Source organism: Bacillus weihaiensis (assembly GCF_001889165.1).
Taxonomy (GTDB): domain Bacteria; phylum Bacillota; class Bacilli; order Bacillales; family Bacillaceae; genus Metabacillus; species Metabacillus weihaiensis.
Genome location: NZ_CP016020.1, coordinates 857,748 through 876,222 on the forward strand (window position 1 = coordinate 857,748; position 18,475 = coordinate 876,222).

16 protein-coding genes and 1 pseudogene are annotated in these 18,475 nt (G+C 36.5%); 13 read left to right on the forward strand and 4 right to left on the reverse strand.

Annotated elements, in window-relative coordinates; genetic code table 11:
• The first annotated feature begins 226 nt into the window (after window positions 1-226).
• From A9C19_RS04100 to A9C19_RS04145, 10 genes are all read left to right on the forward strand, one after another.
• Window positions 227-1,627 carry an isochorismate synthase gene (locus tag A9C19_RS04100; RefSeq protein WP_072578756.1) on the forward strand — a complete coding sequence of 467 codons (1,401 nt, stop codon included), beginning with the start codon at window positions 227-229 and terminating at the stop codon, window positions 1,625-1,627.
• A complete protein-coding gene (gene menD, locus A9C19_RS04105; RefSeq protein WP_072578757.1) occupies window positions 1,617-3,362 on the forward strand; it encodes a 2-succinyl-5-enolpyruvyl-6-hydroxy-3-cyclohexene-1-carboxylic-acid synthase in 1,746 nt (581 codons plus the stop codon). The genes A9C19_RS04100 and menD overlap by 11 nt, the downstream gene beginning before the upstream one ends.
• The gene (menH, locus tag A9C19_RS04110) at window positions 3,359-4,171 is read left to right on the forward strand and encodes a 2-succinyl-6-hydroxy-2,4-cyclohexadiene-1-carboxylate synthase (RefSeq protein WP_072578758.1); all 813 of its coding nucleotides are present in this window, start codon (window positions 3,359-3,361) and stop codon (window positions 4,169-4,171) included. Before menD ends, menH begins: the two co-directional genes overlap by 4 nt.
• 22 nt (window positions 4,172-4,193) lie before the next feature.
• Complete coding sequence (gene menB, locus A9C19_RS04115; protein ID WP_072578759.1) at window positions 4,194-5,012, forward strand: 1,4-dihydroxy-2-naphthoyl-CoA synthase; 819 nt, start codon at window positions 4,194-4,196, stop codon at window positions 5,010-5,012.
• 121 nt (window positions 5,013-5,133) lie between these two features.
• On the forward strand, window positions 5,134-6,606 hold the full coding sequence (locus A9C19_RS04120) for an o-succinylbenzoate--CoA ligase (protein ID WP_199445811.1): 1,473 nt from the start codon (window positions 5,134-5,136) through the stop codon (window positions 6,604-6,606).
• Entirely contained in the window at window positions 6,603-7,706 is a 1,104-nt protein-coding gene (menC, locus tag A9C19_RS04125; protein WP_072578761.1) for an o-succinylbenzoate synthase, read from the forward strand. Before A9C19_RS04120 ends, menC begins: the two co-directional genes overlap by 4 nt.
• Window positions 7,707-8,371: 665 nt before the next feature.
• Window positions 8,372-9,313, forward strand: coding sequence for a metal ABC transporter solute-binding protein, Zn/Mn family (locus tag A9C19_RS04130; RefSeq protein ID WP_072578762.1), 942 nt, complete (start codon window positions 8,372-8,374; stop codon window positions 9,311-9,313).
• A gap of 88 nt (window positions 9,314-9,401) precedes the next feature.
• Window positions 9,402-10,148 (forward strand): metal ABC transporter ATP-binding protein, encoded by a 747-nt coding sequence (locus tag A9C19_RS04135; RefSeq protein ID WP_072578763.1) that lies wholly within the window; start codon window positions 9,402-9,404, stop codon window positions 10,146-10,148.
• A 37-nt stretch (window positions 10,149-10,185) separates the two neighbouring features.
• Window positions 10,186-11,493: a metal ABC transporter permease gene (locus A9C19_RS04140; RefSeq protein WP_072578764.1), complete on the forward strand. Its 1,308-nt coding sequence runs from the start codon at window positions 10,186-10,188 to the stop codon at window positions 11,491-11,493.
• On the forward strand, window positions 11,493-12,386 hold the full coding sequence (locus A9C19_RS04145) for a metal ABC transporter permease (protein WP_072578765.1): 894 nt from the start codon (window positions 11,493-11,495) through the stop codon (window positions 12,384-12,386). Before A9C19_RS04140 ends, A9C19_RS04145 begins: the two co-directional genes overlap by 1 nt.
• A 199-nt stretch (window positions 12,387-12,585) precedes the next feature.
• Here the strand turns inward: A9C19_RS04145 and A9C19_RS04150 are convergent, their stop codons facing one another.
• The 3 genes from A9C19_RS04150 to A9C19_RS04160 form a co-directional block, all read right to left on the reverse strand.
• Entirely contained in the window at window positions 12,586-12,771 is a 186-nt protein-coding gene (locus A9C19_RS04150; RefSeq protein WP_233499238.1) for a hypothetical protein, read from the reverse strand.
• Between the two features lie 101 nt (window positions 12,772-12,872).
• Window positions 12,873-13,913 carry a cytochrome d ubiquinol oxidase subunit II gene (locus A9C19_RS04155; protein ID WP_072578767.1) on the reverse strand — a complete coding sequence of 347 codons (1,041 nt, stop codon included), beginning with the start codon at window positions 13,911-13,913 and terminating at the stop codon, window positions 12,873-12,875.
• 174 nt (window positions 13,914-14,087) lie between these two features.
• Entirely contained in the window at window positions 14,088-15,446 is a 1,359-nt protein-coding gene (locus A9C19_RS04160) for a cytochrome ubiquinol oxidase subunit I (protein ID WP_072578768.1), read from the reverse strand.
• A 462-nt stretch (window positions 15,447-15,908) separates the two neighbouring features.
• Here A9C19_RS04160 and A9C19_RS21300 point away from each other — a divergent pair.
• Window positions 15,909-16,118: pseudogene (locus tag A9C19_RS21300) on the forward strand (transposase); the annotation flags it as partial.
• An 80-nt stretch (window positions 16,119-16,198) separates the two neighbouring features.
• Window positions 16,199-16,351 (forward strand): transposase, encoded by a 153-nt coding sequence (locus tag A9C19_RS22675; RefSeq protein ID WP_420835817.1) that lies wholly within the window; start codon window positions 16,199-16,201, stop codon window positions 16,349-16,351.
• A gap of 81 nt (window positions 16,352-16,432) precedes the next feature.
• On the opposite strand, the gene A9C19_RS04170 is transcribed toward A9C19_RS22675, so the two are convergent.
• On the reverse strand, window positions 16,433-17,620 hold the full coding sequence (locus A9C19_RS04170) for a metal ABC transporter solute-binding protein, Zn/Mn family (protein WP_072578769.1): 1,188 nt from the start codon (window positions 17,618-17,620) through the stop codon (window positions 16,433-16,435).
• A gap of 292 nt (window positions 17,621-17,912) precedes the next feature.
• Here A9C19_RS04170 and A9C19_RS04175 point away from each other — a divergent pair, with 292 nt between their 5' ends.
• Window positions 17,913-18,473 carry a beta-class carbonic anhydrase gene (locus A9C19_RS04175; RefSeq protein WP_072578770.1) on the forward strand — a complete coding sequence of 187 codons (561 nt, stop codon included), beginning with the start codon at window positions 17,913-17,915 and terminating at the stop codon, window positions 18,471-18,473.
• The last annotated feature ends 2 nt before the right edge of the window (window positions 18,474-18,475 follow it).

Consider the following 18,475-nt stretch of genomic DNA (forward strand, 5'->3'; position numbering starts at 1 on the left):
TTGTTCAATACGTTTTCATTTTAATCCGTTACGTCAAGATATATAATAAGGATATCATACGATTTTTAAACAAAGATTTTAACTTAATTAATTGCTAAACATTTGATGACTAACAGAAACTAAAAGGATAAAGACCTTTAAATAGATAACTTGGATGATCTATTGACACTCCTTTAAGCTAGGTGTATCTTAATAAAAGCAATTTTTTAGTGTCGGGGGGATAAGCTTGATAACAACATTGGACGATACAATGAAAGAACATATAGAACAAGCATTAGAAGAGGCGAAGCAGACGAATCAATCGGTTATTGTCAGCCGGGTTAAAGAAGTGGATGCAATTAACCCCCTCCATTTCTATGCTTCAGGAGAAAAGCTTTTCTTTGGAGAGCGATTTATTTGGTCTACCCCAGAACGAGACTTTACATTAATCGGACTAGGAAAAGAACATGTCTTTGAAAATAATAAAACAAGTGAGCGTTTTTCGGATATTGAAAGTGAATGGAAGCGCTTAAATAAAAAGATTGTTTCAAACTATACTCAACAGCTAGGAACTGGTCCGTTGCTTTTTGGTGGGTTTTCGTTTGATCCTTCAAAAGAAAAAAATACATTGTGGCAGAATTTCCCGGAAGCGAAATTCGTTCTTCCAACAATGATGCTAACACGATTGAATCATAAAACATTCATTACCGTTAACAGGATGATTACACCGTATGATCAGCTAGATGATTGTATTAAGCACTTTGAACAAACTTTAGAAGTGTCTTTTCACCCAATAGATTGTGAAAAAGTTAACGAATTCTCAGAAATTGAATACCAAACCTCACAGTGGCTTAAAGCAGTAGAAAAAGCAACAAACGATATTAAGGAAGAGAAAATAGACAAAGTTGTTTTAGCACGAGAGGTTCATTTGAAATTCACAGAAGAAATTAATTCTAATAACGTGATCAGTCGATTGCAAAAAGAGCAACCTACTAGCTTTATCTTTGGTTTGGAAAATGGAAATCAAAACTTTGTGGGTGCTACACCGGAAAGATTAATAAAAAAAGTGGATCAAGAAGTTTCTTCCACCTGTCTTGCTGGATCTATTAAAAGAGGGAAGACAAAAAAGCAGGATCTTGTATTAGGAGAGCAGCTTTTAAATGATCGGAAAAATTTAATTGAACATACTATCGTCGTGAAGATGATAAAAGAGGCTTTAAATGAATGCTGCTACGAGATCATCTCTCCTAAAGCTCCAGCATTGCTTAAAACAAAAAGCATCCAACATTTATATACTCCCGTTAAGGGCTATATAAAGAAAGGGAATTCGTTATTATCTCTAGTTGATAAGCTACATCCGACTCCTGCTTTAGGAGGCTTTCCTAAGCAAAAGGCGATTGAAAAAATTAGAGAGTTGGAGCCAATGCATAGAGGGTGGTATGCAGCGCCTATAGGTTGGATTGATCATGAAGATAATGGTGAGTTTGTTGTGGCAATTCGTTCAGGCTTATTAGAAGGACACAATGCTGCTTTATTTGCAGGTTGTGGAGTTGTAGCTGAGTCTGATCCTAAGTCAGAATATCTAGAAACGAAAATTAAACTTAAACCGATGCTGTCAGCTCTAGGAGGTTTAGAGAATGAATGGTGATTCATTTACTCACTTTGTAGCAAACTTCGTCGATGAACTAGTGCGTAAAGGGGTAGAGCATGTTGTGATTAGTCCAGGATCACGCTCTACTCCCTTAGCAATTTTAATGTGTGAACATCCGTTGTTGAAAACGTACGTTAATATCGATGAAAGATCTGCTGGTTTTTTTGCCATTGGATTAGCCAAGTCTATCAAAAAGCCTGTTGCACTACTTTGTACATCTGGTACAGCTGCAGCAAATTACTATCCGGCTGTTGTTGAAGCGTATTACTCACGTGTGCCTTTACTCGTTTTAACAGCAGACCGTCCACACGAATTAAGGGATATTGGTGCCCCTCAAGTAATTGATCAGATTCAGCTGTATGGGAAATATCCTAAATGGTTTGTTGATGTTGCTATCCCTGAAGAGAATGAAGGGATCCTTCGTTATGTAAGGACGATTGCAGGACGAGCAGTCGGTTTAGCTATGACAAAGCCAGCCGGAGTTATCCATCTCAATTTTCCATTTCGTGAACCATTAGTACCAAATTTAAAAATAGAGAATTTATGGGGTACTTACGAAAATCGACAGGAATATCTTTCAACAACTATTGGTACCCAGACAGTTAATTCTCATCAGTTGCAAGCCATTATTGAAGTGATAAAAGGCACTCAAAATGGACTAATTGTCTGTGGTGATCAACAAGATTCTACATATAAACAACATGTTATACAGTTATCAGCCTCATTAAAATATCCTATACTTGCAGATCCACTTTCACAGTTGCGAGCTGGGCATAAGGAAAATAGTATTATTGATTGTTATGATACTTTACTTAAAGATCCGGAAATTGCAGAGAAGTTAAAACCTGATGTTATCATTAGATTTGGAGCAATGCCAGTATCAAAGCCATTAACGACTCTATTGAAAAAAAATCCGCAAATTACTCAGATCGTCATCGATCCTAGTGGAAGTTATCGTGATACAACGTTAAACGCATCACATATTGTACTATGTGAGGAAGCTACTTTTTGCAAAACGTTAGTGGAATCAATAGAGGAAAAAGCAATGACTGCCTATTATCAAATTTGGTTGAAGTGTCATGAGCTACATCGTACTTTACTAGAACAAGCCTTGCTGCCAATTACAGATTTGTTTGAAGGGAAGATTGTCAACGAGATTCAGCGAGTGCTCCCAAGTGAAAGTAGACTTATGATCGGTAACAGTATGCCAATTAGAGATATTGATACTTACTTTAGAAATACACCAAAAAAAATAGATCTCTATTGTAACCGAGGGGCAAATGGTATTGATGGCACAAATTCGACAGCTTTAGGGCTAAGTGTGGAACGTTCAAAGCCGACATTTCTTTTAGTTGGTGATTTATCCTTTTATCATGACCTGAATGGATTATTGGCTGCAAAAGTAAATCAACTCGATTTAACGATTATCCTGATTAATAATGATGGAGGAGGAATCTTTTCATTCCTTCCACAATCTAATGAAGAACGTCATTTTGAAACACTATTCGGTACACCTATCGGCTTGGATTTCTCTAAGGCCGTTGACATGTATGGAGGAGAATTTCACAGTATGACAAGTTGGGATCAATTCCATCAATATTTTAGCGAAGAGTGGGAGAATCATGGACTTAAGGTGATTGAAATCAAAACAGATCGCAAAAGTCGTGTCAAAGTTCATCGGGATTTGTTATATCATGTTTCCCAGGAAATAAAGAAAGCTGTTCTCTCATGAAGGTAAGAGGTGTTAACTACAACGTAGAAATTTATAACGGAAATCAAGGGAAGGAAAGGCTCATTCTCCTACATGGATTCACAGGTTCAACTAAAAGCTGGATGCATGTCTTGGATCATTTCTCACAATTTGAGCTGATTTTAATTGACTTAATCGGTCATGGTCAAACGGAGAGTCCTAAAGATGTTTTACGATATTCGATGGAAGAAGTAGTGAATGATATAAAAGAGATGATGGACATGCTAGAAATATCTCATACAAATATGCTAGGATATTCTATGGGAGGAAGAGTTGCCTTATCATTCACTGTGAGATTTCCTCAGTATATAAATAAGTTAGTACTAGAAAGTAGTTCACCGGGTTTAAATAATGAGGAAGATCGAATACAAAGGATAGAGGCTGATACTAAATTAGCCAAAGATATTATGAGCTCTGATGATCTCTCTCATTTTGTTCGTAGGTGGGAGGATATTCCTCTCTTTAAGAGTCAAAAAAGACTACCAGACTCAGTACAATCACGAATCAGATACCAAAGATTAAGGAATTCACCTCGTGGATTAGCTAATAGTTTAATGGGTATGGGTACTGGGGTACAGCCTTCATTATGGCATGAGTTAAAAAGGGTGAAAACTCCTGTGCTATTACTAAGTGGTGAATTAGATCGAAAATTTTGTGAAATAGCTAAACAGATGATGCAGCAGCTTGAAAATTCTAGTAAAAAAGAAATTATTGATGTTGGGCATGCAATTCATGTAGAACAACCACAGATTTTTGGTAAAATAGTAAATGAGTTTCTATTAAGAAATTAAATTTTGAACAGGAGGAACTACATTGGCAATTGAATGGGTTTCAGAACGTAAGTACGAAGAGATTTTATATCAAACATATAATGGGATTGCTAAAATTTCCATAAACCGTCCACATGTACATAATGCTTTTACTCCTAAGACAGTAATGGAATTAATTGATGCATTTGCATATGCACGTGATGATCAAAATGTAGGAGTTATCATTTTAGCAGGTGAAGGTGGCAAGGCTTTCTGTTCAGGTGGAGATCAAAAAGTTCGTGGTCACGGTGGATACGTTGGAGACGATCAAATTCCACGTCTAAATGTTCTTGATTTACAAAGATTAATTCGTGTTATCCCAAAACCAGTTATTGCAATGGTAGCAGGTTATGCGATCGGAGGAGGACACGTACTACATATCGTATGTGATCTTACAATTGCTGCAGACAATGCTGTTTTTGGACAAACTGGTCCTAAAGTAGGAAGCTTTGATGCTGGTTATGGATCTGGCTATCTTGCTAGAATCGTTGGTCACAAGAAAGCACGTGAAATTTGGTATTTATGCAGACAATATGGTGCCCAAGAAGCTCTTGATATGGGTCTTGTTAATACAGTTGTACCATTAGAGCAATTGGAGGAAGAAACGGTAAAATGGTGTGAGGAAATCTTAGAAAAGAGTCCAACTGCTATTCGTTTCTTAAAGGCTGCGTTTAATGCAGACACAGATGGTTTAGCTGGTATTCAGCAATTTGCAGGAGATGCGACTCTCCTCTATTATACAACGGATGAAGCGAAGGAAGGTCGTGACGCATTTAAAGAAAAGCGTTCACCTGACTTTAAACAATTCCCACGTTTCCCTTAAGTACCCATTAGGTACCAACAAAAACAGCTTGATGATCTCTCATCAGGCTGTTTTTTGTACGATGAATAAATAGGATGTGAACAGGTACCAAGCTAATTTGTTTACTAGAGGAGGCACAATGATGAGTTACATGCCAAATTGGTTAAGGCAACGGGCTGAATTAACACCAGACAGGCTTGCAATTAAATCAGAACAAAAAGAGTACACTTATCGAGAGCTTTATACGGCTTCACAACGCAGAGCAAGCTTTTTAAAGCATTCCTATAGCTTGAAAAAAGGACAGCACATTGCATTATTGATGAAAAATAGTGTAGATATGGTGATTACTATTCACGCTTGCTTTTTAATTGGTGTTAGAACAGTCCTATTAAACACGAGGCTTTCATCCCAAGAAGTTGAATGGCAGGTTCAGAATGCAGAAGTAAGTTTCATACTATGTGATCGCTATTATGCAGAGATTGTAGACTCGATTAAAACTGTAGAAATTCTCTATCATGATCAATTAGAGGATCTACCTTCATTTGAAAAATTTGAAGAAGAAACAGAAATAGATTTACGTGATGTGGCGACGATTATGTACACATCAGGAACAACTGGTCACCCAAAAGGTGTTATACAGACTTTTCAAAATCACTGGTCAAGTGCAATCGGCTCTACTTTAAACTTAGGTCTCCAATCAACCGACAGATGGTTACTGGCTGTTCCGCTTTATCATATTAGTGGTTTATCTATTTTAATTCGCAGTGTTCTTTATGGTATCTGCATTGTCCTGCATGATAAATTTGATCCTGTCAAAATGAATCGAGCCATTCAGCAGGATAAAGTAACTATTGTATCTGTCGTTACTACCATGTTAAAGCAAATGGTAGATGCACTTGGTACGGATGAATATCCAACGACGTTTCGTTGTATGCTTACAGGTGGTGGACCTATCCCAAGACCGATATTGGAGGTATGCGTAAAAAAGGGAATACCAGTCTATCAAACGTATGGAATGACAGAAACAGCTTCACAGATTGTCACTCTGTCTCCTGAATACTGTCTTAAGAAGCTTGGTTCTGCAGGCAAACCACTATTTCAATGTGAAGTTAGGATTGAAAATTCTGGTCAGTCTTGTGCTCCGAATGAAGAAGGAGAGATTGTTGTCAAAGGACCAAATGTAACAGAAGGGTACTGGAAAAGAGAAGAGGAAACAAATAAATCCTTTGTAGATGGATGGTTTTATACAGGGGATTTAGGTTATAAAGACGAGGATGGGTTTTTATATGTTCTTGATCGTCGAACAGACTTAATTATTTCGGGTGGAGAGAATATTTATCCTGCTGAAATTGAAGGGGTTATGTTGTCACATTCAAATGTGAAGGACGCTGGTGTAGTTGGAATAGAGGATGAGACGTGGGGACAGATTCCGCATGCTTTTGTTGTCCTACATGATGAACGAGGCGACCAAAACATTTTAGAACACTGTCAAGAATATTTGGCCTCCTATAAAATTCCTAAATCTATCACAATTTTACCGGAACTTCCTAGGAATGCCTCCAATAAATTGTTGCGTAGACTATTAAAAGACAGTGTAAAGGGACATGCTCAATGATAAAGATTAAGACTGTAAAAATTTATCCTATTTCGCAAACATTAAAGACTCCTTTTAAAACAAATATAGGGTATGTCGTGGATCGAGATAGTTTACTTGTGGAAGTAATAGATCATGATGGGGTTAGTGGTTGGGGGGAAGTAGTTGCCTTTTCTACACCCTGGTATACAGAGGAAACAATTAAGACATGCTATCATATTCTAACTGATTTACTTATCCCGCATATACTTGGAAAACAACTCACACATCCTAATGAAGTATATCAGCTATTACAGCCTATTCGCCGAAATCATATGGCAAAGGCTTCTATTGAAGGTGCGATATGGGATCTTTATGCGAAAAAACAAAAGCTTTCTTTATCTGAGGCATTGGGTGGAACGAAAAAAACAATCGATTGTGGAGTAGTCGTTGGAATGTCTTCCCTTAAAGAGATGTTGAATTCGATAAGAAAGCATGTAGCTGAAGGGTATAAAAGAGTAAAAATTAAAATATCACCTGAAAAGGATATCGAGATTGTACGAGAGATACGGAGACATTTCCCAACCCTTCCGTTAATGGTGGACGCTAATTCCTCATACACATTGAAGGATATTGATCGATTAAAGGAACTTGATCAATACGATCTTATGATGATTGAACAGCCACTAGGGGAAGATGACATTATCGATCATGCGAAATTACAAGATCAAATGAAGACAAAAATTTGTTTAGATGAAAGTATAGTATCCTATACAGATGCCAAAAAAGCGATTGAATTAGGAAGCTGTAAAATTATCAATATTAAGCCTGGTCGCGTTGGAGGATTAACGGTGTCCAAACAAATCCATGATTTATGTAGTCAGCATGGCATTGATGTGTGGTGTGGTGGAATGCTTGAAACAGGTATTTCGAGAGCACATAATATTGCATTAGCTTCATTAGAGAATTTTACAATTCCAGGGGATATCTCCTCCTCGTCACGCTACTGGGAGGAAGACATTGTTTATCCTGAGATTAAGGTAATAAATGGGTCAATCCACATTCCAAATGAAGTTGGTTTAGGCTTCAAAGTGAAGAGGGATTTTCTTGAGAAGTACAAAAATAAGGAAATCATAAATTAGAGGAAATAAAAAGGAGAAGCTAAATCTATTGATTAATTATATGGCTCTAATAAAACCTTGTGTATACACAGCTTAATTTAATTTAAATGGCTATTTCCAAATGTGCTTATAAATCGGAGGGACGTTTACATAGCATTTAAATACTCGAATTTTTTAAAATAAGCGCTTAAAACTGATTTTTCTATTTTTGAAGGAAATGTAAGGATTGAGTATACTTTCATTGTAACAGAAACTCTTAAAATGAAATAAGTTTCTCTCTCTGCTCAAGGTTTGAGAATAACGGTAGATATGTTGTGAACCTCTTTAAAAAAGGGTGTGCATATATCTAAGTTATTCTCTTTTTTTTGTTTACAATTGGTATGTAGAGATCGCTTTTTCAGGTTTTCCTATTCGTGTGAAAAAGCCTATATGGCTTGAAATTTAGATTAATCAACAACAAAGCACAAGAAAGGATGACATATGAAAAAAGGAATGAAAAGTTTATTGACAAATATGGGTAAATACATTAGTTTTGTATTAGGGAAACTTTTTTAGCTACATAAACAAATGATGAAACGAGCTAAATTATTGGCACATAACCCAAATAACGTCATAGACTAATTTTGTTGTAGTAGTTGGGGAACTCTCTTAGCAACGTTATCTTATTTAGAAAAATAAGTATCGAAATGGAGGAAACAAAGGTGAAAAAGTGGTTGGCAGGTATAGTAACAACTATGGTAGCAGTCGTTTTGTTATCGGCATGTGGGAGTAATGAAACATCCGGAGATTCTAATGGACTCATTAAAGTTACAACAACGACAGGTCAAGTTGCAGACATTGTGAAAAATGTTGGTGGAGACAAAGTAGAGGTTGCCTCACTAATGGGACCTGGTGTCGATCCTCATCTTTATCAAGCTTCCCAAGGAGATATTAAAAAGCTAAATGACGCTGAGATAATTCTTTATAATGGTCTTCATTTAGAAGGTAAAATGGAAGAGATTTTCGAAAAAATGTCAGAGGATAAACCAACAGTAGCAGTTGCAGACGACATTCCAGAAGATATGCTATTAGGTGCTGATGATTCAAATGCACATGATCCACACGTATGGTTTGATATCCCAGCATGGCTTTATGCTGTTGATGTGGTCAAAGAGCAGCTTTCAGAATTATCGCCAGAAAATAAAGAGCTCTTTGAAGAAAATGCGGAGAAGTACAGAAAAGAATTAGAGGAAGTACATGCATACGCACAAGAGCAAATTGAAACAATTCCTGAGGAAAGCCGTGTGTTAGTGACAGCACATGATGCTTTTAAATATTTTGGTCATGCATATGGTTTAGAGGTAATGGGATTACAGGGACTAAGTACAGATTCTGAATATGGTTTAAAGGATGTCCAATCATTAGTTGATACATTAGTGGATCGAAAAATTAAAGCTGTATTCATTGAAAGTAGTATTTCCGAGAAATCCATTAACGCAGTAGTTGAGGGAGCGAAAAAGGAAAACCATGAAGTGGTGATTGGTGGAGAGCTTTTCTCAGATGCGATGGGTGAAGAAGGTACAAACGAAGGTACGTATGTAGGAATGTTTAAGCATAATATTGACACAATTGTCTCGTCTTTAAAATAAAGTATAACTATAGATGAATAAAGCAGAAAAGCTAAGGAGATTATTTCTTAGCTTTTCAATTAATAGTCAAATAAGGTTGGTGTATTGAATGATTCCTGTTCAAGTGGAGAATTTAACAATTGCTTATCACCAAAAGCCTGTACTACAAGAGGTAAGCTTTGAAGTACCAGAAGGAAAGCTAATTGGTATAATTGGTCCGAATGGTGCTGGTAAATCTACTCTTATTAAAGGAATTTTAGGGCTTATTCCTACAGCTTCTGGTGAAGTGAAAATATACGGAAATCAATATAAAAAGCAGCGTAAAAAGGTTGGCTATGTCCCTCAAAGAGGTTCTGTTGATTGGGACTTTCCTACAAATGCATTAGATGTAGTCTTAATGGGAAGATACGGTCATGTTGGCTGGTTTAAACGACCTGGTAAAAAGGATGTTGAATTTGCAAGAGAATGTTTAAAAAAAGTAGGTATGTTAGAATTTGAGAATAGACAAATTAGTCAGCTATCAGGCGGACAACAGCAACGCGTTTTCTTGGCAAGAGCTCTAGCGCAGGATGCGGATGTTTATTTTATGGATGAACCATTTGTTGGAGTGGATGCTGCAACAGAACGAGCTATTATTTCCTTGTTAAATGAATTAAAAGCGAAGGGAAAAACCGTTTTAGTTGTTCACCATGATTTACAAACGGTAGATGAATATTTTGATTGGGTGCTGTTGTTAAATATGAGAAAAGTAGCTTTTGGTCCAACAAAAGAAACATTTACTATTGATAATTTGCAAAAAACTTATGGTGGCAAGTTAACATTCTTACAAGATCAGTCAGTTTTAGTTAGTAAATAAGCTGATTTCATGAACATTATTCTAGGAGTGAAGTGAAATGCTTGAAGAAATAGTATCACAACTTCAAAATCCTAATACACAGTGGGTATTAATCGGCACAATGCTCCTAGGTATTGCAAGCGGAGTCGTTGGAAGCTTTACATTATTAAGAAAACAAAGCTTAATAGGAGATGCGATGGCTCATGCTGCATTACCAGGTGTATGTATAGCTTTTATCCTTTATGGATCAAAATCCTTACTTTGGTTCTTAGTAGGTGCAGCCATAGCGGGGCTACTATCTTCTTTTATTATCCAAGTGATCATAAATCATTCAAGAATTAAAGAAGATTCTGCTTTAGGGATAATTATTTCTGTGTTTTTCGGTTTTGGAATTGTGTTGTTAACATATATTCAACACAATGGAGCTGGTAATCAAAGCGGTTTAGATGATTTTATTTTCGGTCAGGCAGCATCAATGGTCGGGGCAGATGTAAGGTTAATTACAATTATTGCGATCATGTTGCTTATCATCACCGCTATCTTTTATAAAGAGTTTAAGTTACTGACGTTTGATCCTCAGTTTGCGAAAGGAATTGGAATTCCTGCAAAGTTCTTTAATGGGTTGCTACTACTTTTAATCGTTTGTTCGGTTGTCATTGGTTTACAAACGGTAGGAGTAATTCTTATGGCAGCGATGCTTATTACACCAGCCATAAGTGCTAGATATTGGACAGATAAATTAAGTCACATGATCATCATATCAGGTCTGATTGGTGGTATTTCAGGTGTAGCAGGTACGCTGTTAAGTACCATTATGGAAGGTATGGCAACAGGTCCATTAATTATCATTGCAGCTACGCTCATGTTTATCATTTCTCTTATATTTGCTCCAAAACGTGGATTGCTTGCTAAGTTCTTGAAGCAGCTGTCTTTAAAGAAACGCACAGCGATGGAACAAATTTTCCTAAGCTTTTACGATATAGCTGAAGGTGGGAATCTGAAAAGTATTACTGAGAAAGAAGTTTTACAAAAAAGAAAGGTCACACCTGTGTATTTCCAGTATGCTATTAAGGTCCTCGAGAATAAACAGTATATTAAGAAAGCAAGTGAAGGTAGCTGGATATTAACAGATGCTGGAATAGAAGCAGCGTATGACTTAGTATTACAACAAAGACTATTTGAAATGTATTTAATGCACGAAATGGAATTTGCTCATTTAGAGTTAAAAACAAGGGACGATCTTAACTTACAAGCACTTTCTTCTGAAACAAAGGATCAGCTAATCAAACTATTGAGTATACACAATCGTATACCACTATTAACACCTGAATCTTCTAGTGTAGCAAATAGGAGGTTGATGGTGTAATGAGTTATGATGCGTGGATTATTATAACAGGCTCTTTAGTAGGTATTACGTGTGCGATGATTGGATGCTTCTTAGTATTAAGAAAAATGGCTATGTTAGCAGATGCCATCTCACATACTGTTTTATTAGGTATAGTGGGTGGATATTTAGTCAGTAGAAGCTTAGAGGGCCCTTCATTGTTAATTGGGGCTGTTGTAGTAGGGTTATTAACTGCTTTGTTAGTGCAAGTGCTAAGTGGAAAAGGAGTACAGTCTGATGCGGCAATTGGTATCGTTTTTACCTCGCTATTTGCCATAGGAGTCATCATTCTCTCTACCTCAATTGGTGACATTCATTTAGACGTCGATCATGCGTTAATGGGTGAGATTACATTTATACCTTGGGATACAGTAGAATGGAACGGAATGGATTTAGGTCCGAAAGCGGTATGGTTACTGTCTTTCGTGTTTATCGTTAATCTCCTTATTATTATCGCTTTTTATAAGGAATTTAAAATAAGCTCATTTGATCCAGAAATGGCAATTGCGATTGGAATTCCTGTTTTATTTATTCACTATTTACAGATGGGGATGCTATCGATAACGACAGTAGCTTCATTTGATAGTGTTGGTGCAATATTGGTTGTGGCTATGTTAATTGTCCCAGCTTCAACAGCTTATTTGCTAACAGATAAACTTTTAAATATGTTATTCATTAGTGCGGGTATTGGTGTATTTTCAGCTGTTTCGGGATATTATGCGGCCACAATGTTAAACGTATCAATAGCAGGTTCCATGGCAACTGCTACAGGAATTCTATTTGCTCTAGCTTTCCTTTTTTCACCGAAGCATGGGCTCATTGCAAAAAAACGTGCACAGAGAAAATTATCAAAAGCTACTAGTGTTACAACTTAAAGCTGAATCCATTATAAAGGTCCCGATTCATATTTGAATTGGGACCTTTTTGTTGCTCAAGAGAATACCTGTTTACCTGTCGAACAAACTATATACAATAGCTTTCTTCTTTAGATGAAGCCTATTCAACATGTGAGGCTCTGTCTAGGCTAACAAGCATATCCTATAAAGGATTTAAAAGATAACGTACAGGTAGTAATTATTCCATTAATCCGTATTCAACAGCTCGATCAGCAACAAGTTGATCTACATCATGAGGTAAATTGTCTAGTGAACCAAATTCATAATCCCAGAGGTTTGTAAAAGAATCGACAAACGCTGGGAAGGACTCTGCATTTTTACTATTTACTTCTTTACGAAACGATTCAAGTAAGCTTTCTTCCATCATCATTACCCCCACTCATTTTTTACATTATAGGATGTGAGCATTGGACCATTATTATTCATGAAGGTGGATTTACATTCATTTAGAATGCCCCCAATTATTTAAGATTCATTTTGTTTTAAGTATTTTTTGTCTTTCATAAAAAGCTTCCAGAAGTAAATAAATCCTGGGAAAAGGATAAGAAAGCCTACAATATATGTGATAAATAATGTGCGAAAAGTATTTGGATGTGTGAATCCAGACTGAATGGTCACATCTGGATAGATCATATAAGGTAAATGTGCCCTACCGTATGCGTAGCTTGCAAGTAGATATTGTATCGTAACAGCAATAACAGCCAAGCGGGGTCTACCGATTCGCTGCTCGCTCTTGGTGGACGGTAGAAAGAGAGAGGCACCAGCGACTAAAAACAATAGGACAGAGCCGATTAAAAATGGCATGTAATCAAGCATTTTTGTATATAGCCAGTTTGCTTCCATTTTTAAAGTGAGCATAATGAAAAATGCCATTAATAAGGAGGTAGGTCCTAGTATAAGAGCGTCTCTGCGATACACTCTATATGCATCTACTTCATCTGCAACATTAGAATAATCTGCAAGTAAGAGAGAAGATAAAAAAAGTGTGCTACTTATTGCAAAGCCTATAAAGGCGTAAATGTTTGGACTTGTTAGTAAAGCATCGAACTTTAATTGGTGAACATCATTCACTACTTCTATATATCCACCGTGTGTAATAGGCAAAACAAGCATTAATAAGGCGGGAATAATAAAACCAGATATTCCTGACACGTAAGTTAATCCCTTTTGATAATCCTTTGCGACATGTGAAAAAACTAAAAATCCGCTTCGTAGAGCTAATAAAATAAGAATAATACTACCAGGAATTAGAAGAACAGTTCCTAAAATATAGGTTGCACCAGGAAAAAAGCTGACTAAAGCAACTACGATTGCAACGATAAATACATTTGTCACTTCCCAGGTAGGGGATAGATAACGATTGGCAATATTGGTTGCATTTGTTTTTTCTTTATTAATATAGATCATAGACCAAAAACCAGCTCCAAAATCCATAGTTGCCATTACAGCATAAATAAAAACAAAGCCCCATAAAACCGTTATTGCTAATAATGAATCTGCCGTCATAAAGACTCACCCTTTTATGAAGAAATTTGTATGTGTAAACTAGGTTAAGTGTATTGATCTTTATAGCCAACGCTTAGGGAAGGGAGTACTGGTTAGTCCCCTTTGAAGAATGAATGGTACTAGTGCTTTTTCATAAGCCTACTAAACTTTTCTTCTTATCTAAATGGTCTTTCGTTAGTAAGCGTTCATACCTGTTGAATTAGAGGGTGGATCTGGATCTATTTCATTCTCTACAGGGTGTCTCTTAAAGTAATAGCGAAGCACAAGTAAGACCGCAGCACCTAGTATCACATAAATAAGAGAAAACAATAGGAATAGAACGCCAATATGAGTAGACCCAGTGACAACATCTTCTGTGGCTAATATTCGATAAATGACCCAGGGCTGTCTTCCTGTACAAGCGAAAATCCATCCAAATTCAATTGAGAGAATAGATAATGGGCCTGCAGAGATGAATGCATATAGGAATAGTTTTGGAAAATCCGGTTTCTTCAAAAGCTTAAACCATGCAAATCCAGCAATTGATAAAAAGATTAGAAAGCTACCTATAATAACCATCCCGTTAAATAGTGTATGGACAAACAAAGGTGGCCAATATTCCTCAGGAAAATCATTTAATCCAACGACGACTGTATCAAAGCTATTGCCTGATAAAAAGCTCAGAACCCATGGAATTTCAATACCGTATTTTACTTCTTTCGATTCTCTGTCTGTATAACCGCCAAGTGTTAAGGAGGCATAGTCTTGAGTTTCAAAAAGTCCCTCAGCTGCAGCTAGTTTTTCAGGCTGATATTCATGAAGCATTTGTGCGGATTCATGCCCATTTATGGCTGTTAAGAAAGAAAAAATGCCACCGATGACAAGACTTAATATGAGCGCCTTCCGATGAAATTGGTATACTCGTAAATTTTTTTTGTTGCGAAGCATCTTGTACGCAGCAATTGTACTGATCATAAATGCACCAGTCATGTAGGCAGAGACAGCTACATGTGCCGCTGAAATAAAAAAGCTTGGATTAAAAAATGCTGCCCATGGATCCACGTCTACAATTTCACCATTATTTATCCGAAAACCGGCTGGTGTTCCCTCAAATGCATGTACATTTGTGATTAAAATTGCTGAAGCGCTAGCTCCTAATAAAACAAGAGAAACACTAAAGATTCGCATTTTAGGAGATATTCGATCTGCCGCATAGACGTAAATCGACATAAATAAAGCTTCAATAAAAAACGCATAAATTTCAATTTGGAAAGGGAGTGCCATCACTTTTCCTATCACTTCCATAAAGCCTGGCCATAGCAAAGCAAGCTGTACACCAGCAATGGTTCCTGTAGGAATAGCTACACCGAGGAGGACAGCTTGACCCTTCGTCCACCTTTTCGCCATAATGGCATAGTCCTGATCTTTAGTTTTTTGAAAAAGGAGCTCGGCTACTAAAATCATAAGCGGTAAACCGACACCTAACGTAGCGAAAATGATGTGAAACCCCATCGTGGTTCCGAATAATGATCGCGCTAGAACTAAATCATCCATTGAGATCCGCCTTTCTTTTCCTTCCTTGTCTTAACCACCCATAGTGTCCACTATTTTCTAAAAAATATTCTTTGTTCCTGGTTATGTTCTAGAGGGATACTTTTATTGGTGCTTAGACTAAAAAAGTAAGAGAGCCTTTTGTCAGAGGATGAAATACGATGATGTAGAAGAGGTGCATATCCTCTCGCATCAAAAATTTTATTTCACAAGAAACAAAAAAGAGGCTGACCCAAAAGTCTAGATTTTAGACCTTGGGTTAGCCTCTTTTCATTCTTTTATCTTTTTAATTCAGTTAACGTAAAAACCGGGACGTTCCATTGCGCTCCAGTCACTTGCTTTCCTCACTTCCCGCAGGAGTCAAGTGTCTTACGCTCCATTCCACTTCGATCTAAAATTGTATTCATAGAAGAAAAACCCCTACGAAAACAGTCTTTTTTAAAGAATAATTAAACAACAAAAAAATCGGGTAGTGAAACTCCTGATTTTCGAACGATCAATCGGTTTCGATCTGATCGTATGAAAGACATTATCTATCAAGTCTTCTTTTCAATTGTAGAGTAAAAAGGATTGGTAAAGCTGGAGCACTATTTTGTTGATGGGACTAAGATAGAAGCAAATGCAAATCAATATACATTTGTTTGGAGAAAAGCGACAGAAAAATACGAAAAAAGATTCGTGAACGTCTTCAGAGTGAAGAAGGACGAAAATGATATAGCCAACGAAAATGTGATATAGAAAGTGTATTTGGACAAATAAAACATAATCAGCAGTTCAGACGCTTTTCAATGCGTGGCCTCAAAAAAAATACGATTGAATGGGGGCTTCTTTGCGTTGCACATAACTGTAAAAAAATGCAGAAAACAATAAGGGGAAGGAATCCCTCTTTTTTCATTAAAAAAGCCTAATTATTTGTTTCTACACGAAAGATAAAGAAAAGGTGCTCAAAAGGTCGTTATTTAACAACCTTTTGAGTCACCCTCTACAGTTTAGTTTGATAATATTTTTTTTAAGGTTTCTAGGTTTTTATTCATTAGGCTAAAGTAATCTTCATTATTGTTTATTTGTTCTTCTGTAATGGTTTCTAGATTACTTAATGTAACAGCCTCTGCTCCAATTTCCCCTTGAACAATATCTGTAATATTACTACTAACATTTTCTTCAAACACAATATACTTTATAGAATGTTCTTTTGCTGTTTCGATAATTGTTTGCAACTCTTTCTGTGATGGTTCTTGTGTAGGAGACAACCCTAACACACTGATTTGTTCAAGGCCATATTTATCTTCCCAATAACCATAAGCAGCGTGTGAAACAAGTATTTCTTTTTTATCTGAGCTTTCTATAACAGTAGAAAATTTGGTGTCTAATTCTTCTAATTTTGATTTTAAATCTGAAAAGTTCTTTTCAAATGTGTCTGCACCTTCTGGGTGAAGTTCTACTAAAGCATTTTTTATATTTTCGGCTAATGTAATAGAACGAATTGGGTCAATCCATACATGTGGATCAGTATCACCATGATTATGTCCATGTTCATCCTCAGAATGAGTATCTTCTTCAGCAGCGTGCTCATCCTCAGAATGAGTATCATCCTCAGCAGCGTGCTCGTCCTCAGAGTGAGTGTCTTCCTCAGTAGCGTGTTCATGATCAGAGTGATCTTCTTCCTCAGCAGCGTGCTCATCCTCAGAATGAGTGTCTTCCTCAGTAGCGTGTTCATGATCAGAGTGATCTTCTTCCTCAGCAGCGTGCTCATCCTCAGAATGAGTATCTTCTTTAGCAGCGTGTTCGTCCTCAGAGTGCATATCAACTAGCTCTAAACCTTCACCCGCATTAATGAACGCAACATCTTCCTTTTCTAGAGAAGTCTGGATTTTTGTAGCGAAGCTCTCTAATCCGACCCCTGAATAAATTAGCCCGTCTGAATTTGCGATATCAACCATTATTTTAGTTGTCGGTTCATAAGTGTGAGCATCTGCTCCAGGAGGGAAAATATTTTGTACATTTACTAAATCTCCTCCAATTTTTTTTGTGAAGTCTTCAAGAGGATAAATTGTCGTATAGAGATTTAATTTCTCCTCTGATTGATTTTCTGACGATGTTTCGTTCTCAGCGTTACATCCAGCTAACAGTATAAGTGAGAGAATTATTCCAGTTACTAATAAAGTATATTTTTTCATTTCGGTCTCCTTCCGTAAATCAGTATGATTACGATTAGCACAGACTATTATATCTTAATCATTACGATTTGAGAACTTATTTTTACAAAATTTAAGAAATCAGAATATATAAATAGTAATCTTTACGATTTGTATAAATGATATATTACCGGATTAATAGTTAAATGACAAGAGATATGTTATATTTATACTATTCAAAATATATAGTTGATTGTTGGTGGCTTCAATCAAACTTCTTGACTTAACTATTTGTTTTCTTTATATTTGTATGTAAATTTTTGGAGGTGGTTTAATGGGAATTATAAAGGAAATTCTCATTCATAATGAAAAATTTGTAGCAAATGAGGAATATAAAAAATTTGAAACAACGAAGTTTCCTGAAAAGAAACTAGTTATCCTTTCATGTATGGATACTAGATTAGTTGAGCTATTGCCTCAAGCTATGAATCTAAGAAATGGTGATGTGAAGATTGTAAAAAGTGCAGGAGCGATTGTTTCACATCCATTTGGAAGTATTATGAGAAGTATTTTAGTTGCTGTTTACGAACTAAATGCAGACGAAATTTGTGTTATTGGCCATCATGACTGTGGTATGAGTAAGCTTCAAGCAGATTCATTCTTAACAAAAGCAGTAGAGCATGGGGTAGATCAAGAAAAGATTGATACATTATCCTATTCAGGTGTGGACTTAAATGAATGGTTAAAAGGGTTCGATAAAGTCGAGGATAGTGTTCGTGATAGTGTCGACAAAATCAAGAACCATCCACTACTAGCTAAACATATTCCTGTTCATGGATTAGTAATAGATCCTGCAACTGGTAAATTAGATGTTGTTGTGGACGGATATGAATAACA

Coding starts and splice junctions, on each gene's coding strand:
- menD (WP_072578757.1), top strand. CDS start 1,617: ATGAATGGTGATTCATTTACTCACTTTGTAGCAAACTTCGTCGATGAA.
- menH (WP_072578758.1), top strand. CDS start 3,359: ATGAAGGTAAGAGGTGTTAACTACAACGTAGAAATTTATAACGGAAAT.
- A9C19_RS04120 (WP_199445811.1), top strand. CDS start 5,134: ATGAGTTACATGCCAAATTGGTTAAGGCAACGGGCTGAATTAACACCA.
- menC (WP_072578761.1), top strand. CDS start 6,603: ATGATAAAGATTAAGACTGTAAAAATTTATCCTATTTCGCAAACATTA.
- A9C19_RS04130 (WP_072578762.1), top strand. CDS start 8,372: ATGGAGGAAACAAAGGTGAAAAAGTGGTTGGCAGGTATAGTAACAACT.
- A9C19_RS04135 (WP_072578763.1), top strand. CDS start 9,402: ATGATTCCTGTTCAAGTGGAGAATTTAACAATTGCTTATCACCAAAAG.
- A9C19_RS04140 (WP_072578764.1), top strand. CDS start 10,186: ATGCTTGAAGAAATAGTATCACAACTTCAAAATCCTAATACACAGTGG.
- A9C19_RS04145 (WP_072578765.1), top strand. CDS start 11,493: ATGAGTTATGATGCGTGGATTATTATAACAGGCTCTTTAGTAGGTATT.
- A9C19_RS04150 (WP_233499238.1), bottom strand. CDS start 12,771: ATGGAAGAAAGCTTACTTGAATCGTTTCGTAAAGAAGTAAATAGTAAA.
- A9C19_RS04155 (WP_072578767.1), bottom strand. CDS start 13,913: ATGACGGCAGATTCATTATTAGCAATAACGGTTTTATGGGGCTTTGTT.
- A9C19_RS04160 (WP_072578768.1), bottom strand. CDS start 15,446: ATGGATGATTTAGTTCTAGCGCGATCATTATTCGGAACCACGATGGGG.
- A9C19_RS04170 (WP_072578769.1), bottom strand. CDS start 17,620: ATGAAAAAATATACTTTATTAGTAACTGGAATAATTCTCTCACTTATA.
- A9C19_RS04175 (WP_072578770.1), top strand. CDS start 17,913: ATGGGAATTATAAAGGAAATTCTCATTCATAATGAAAAATTTGTAGCA.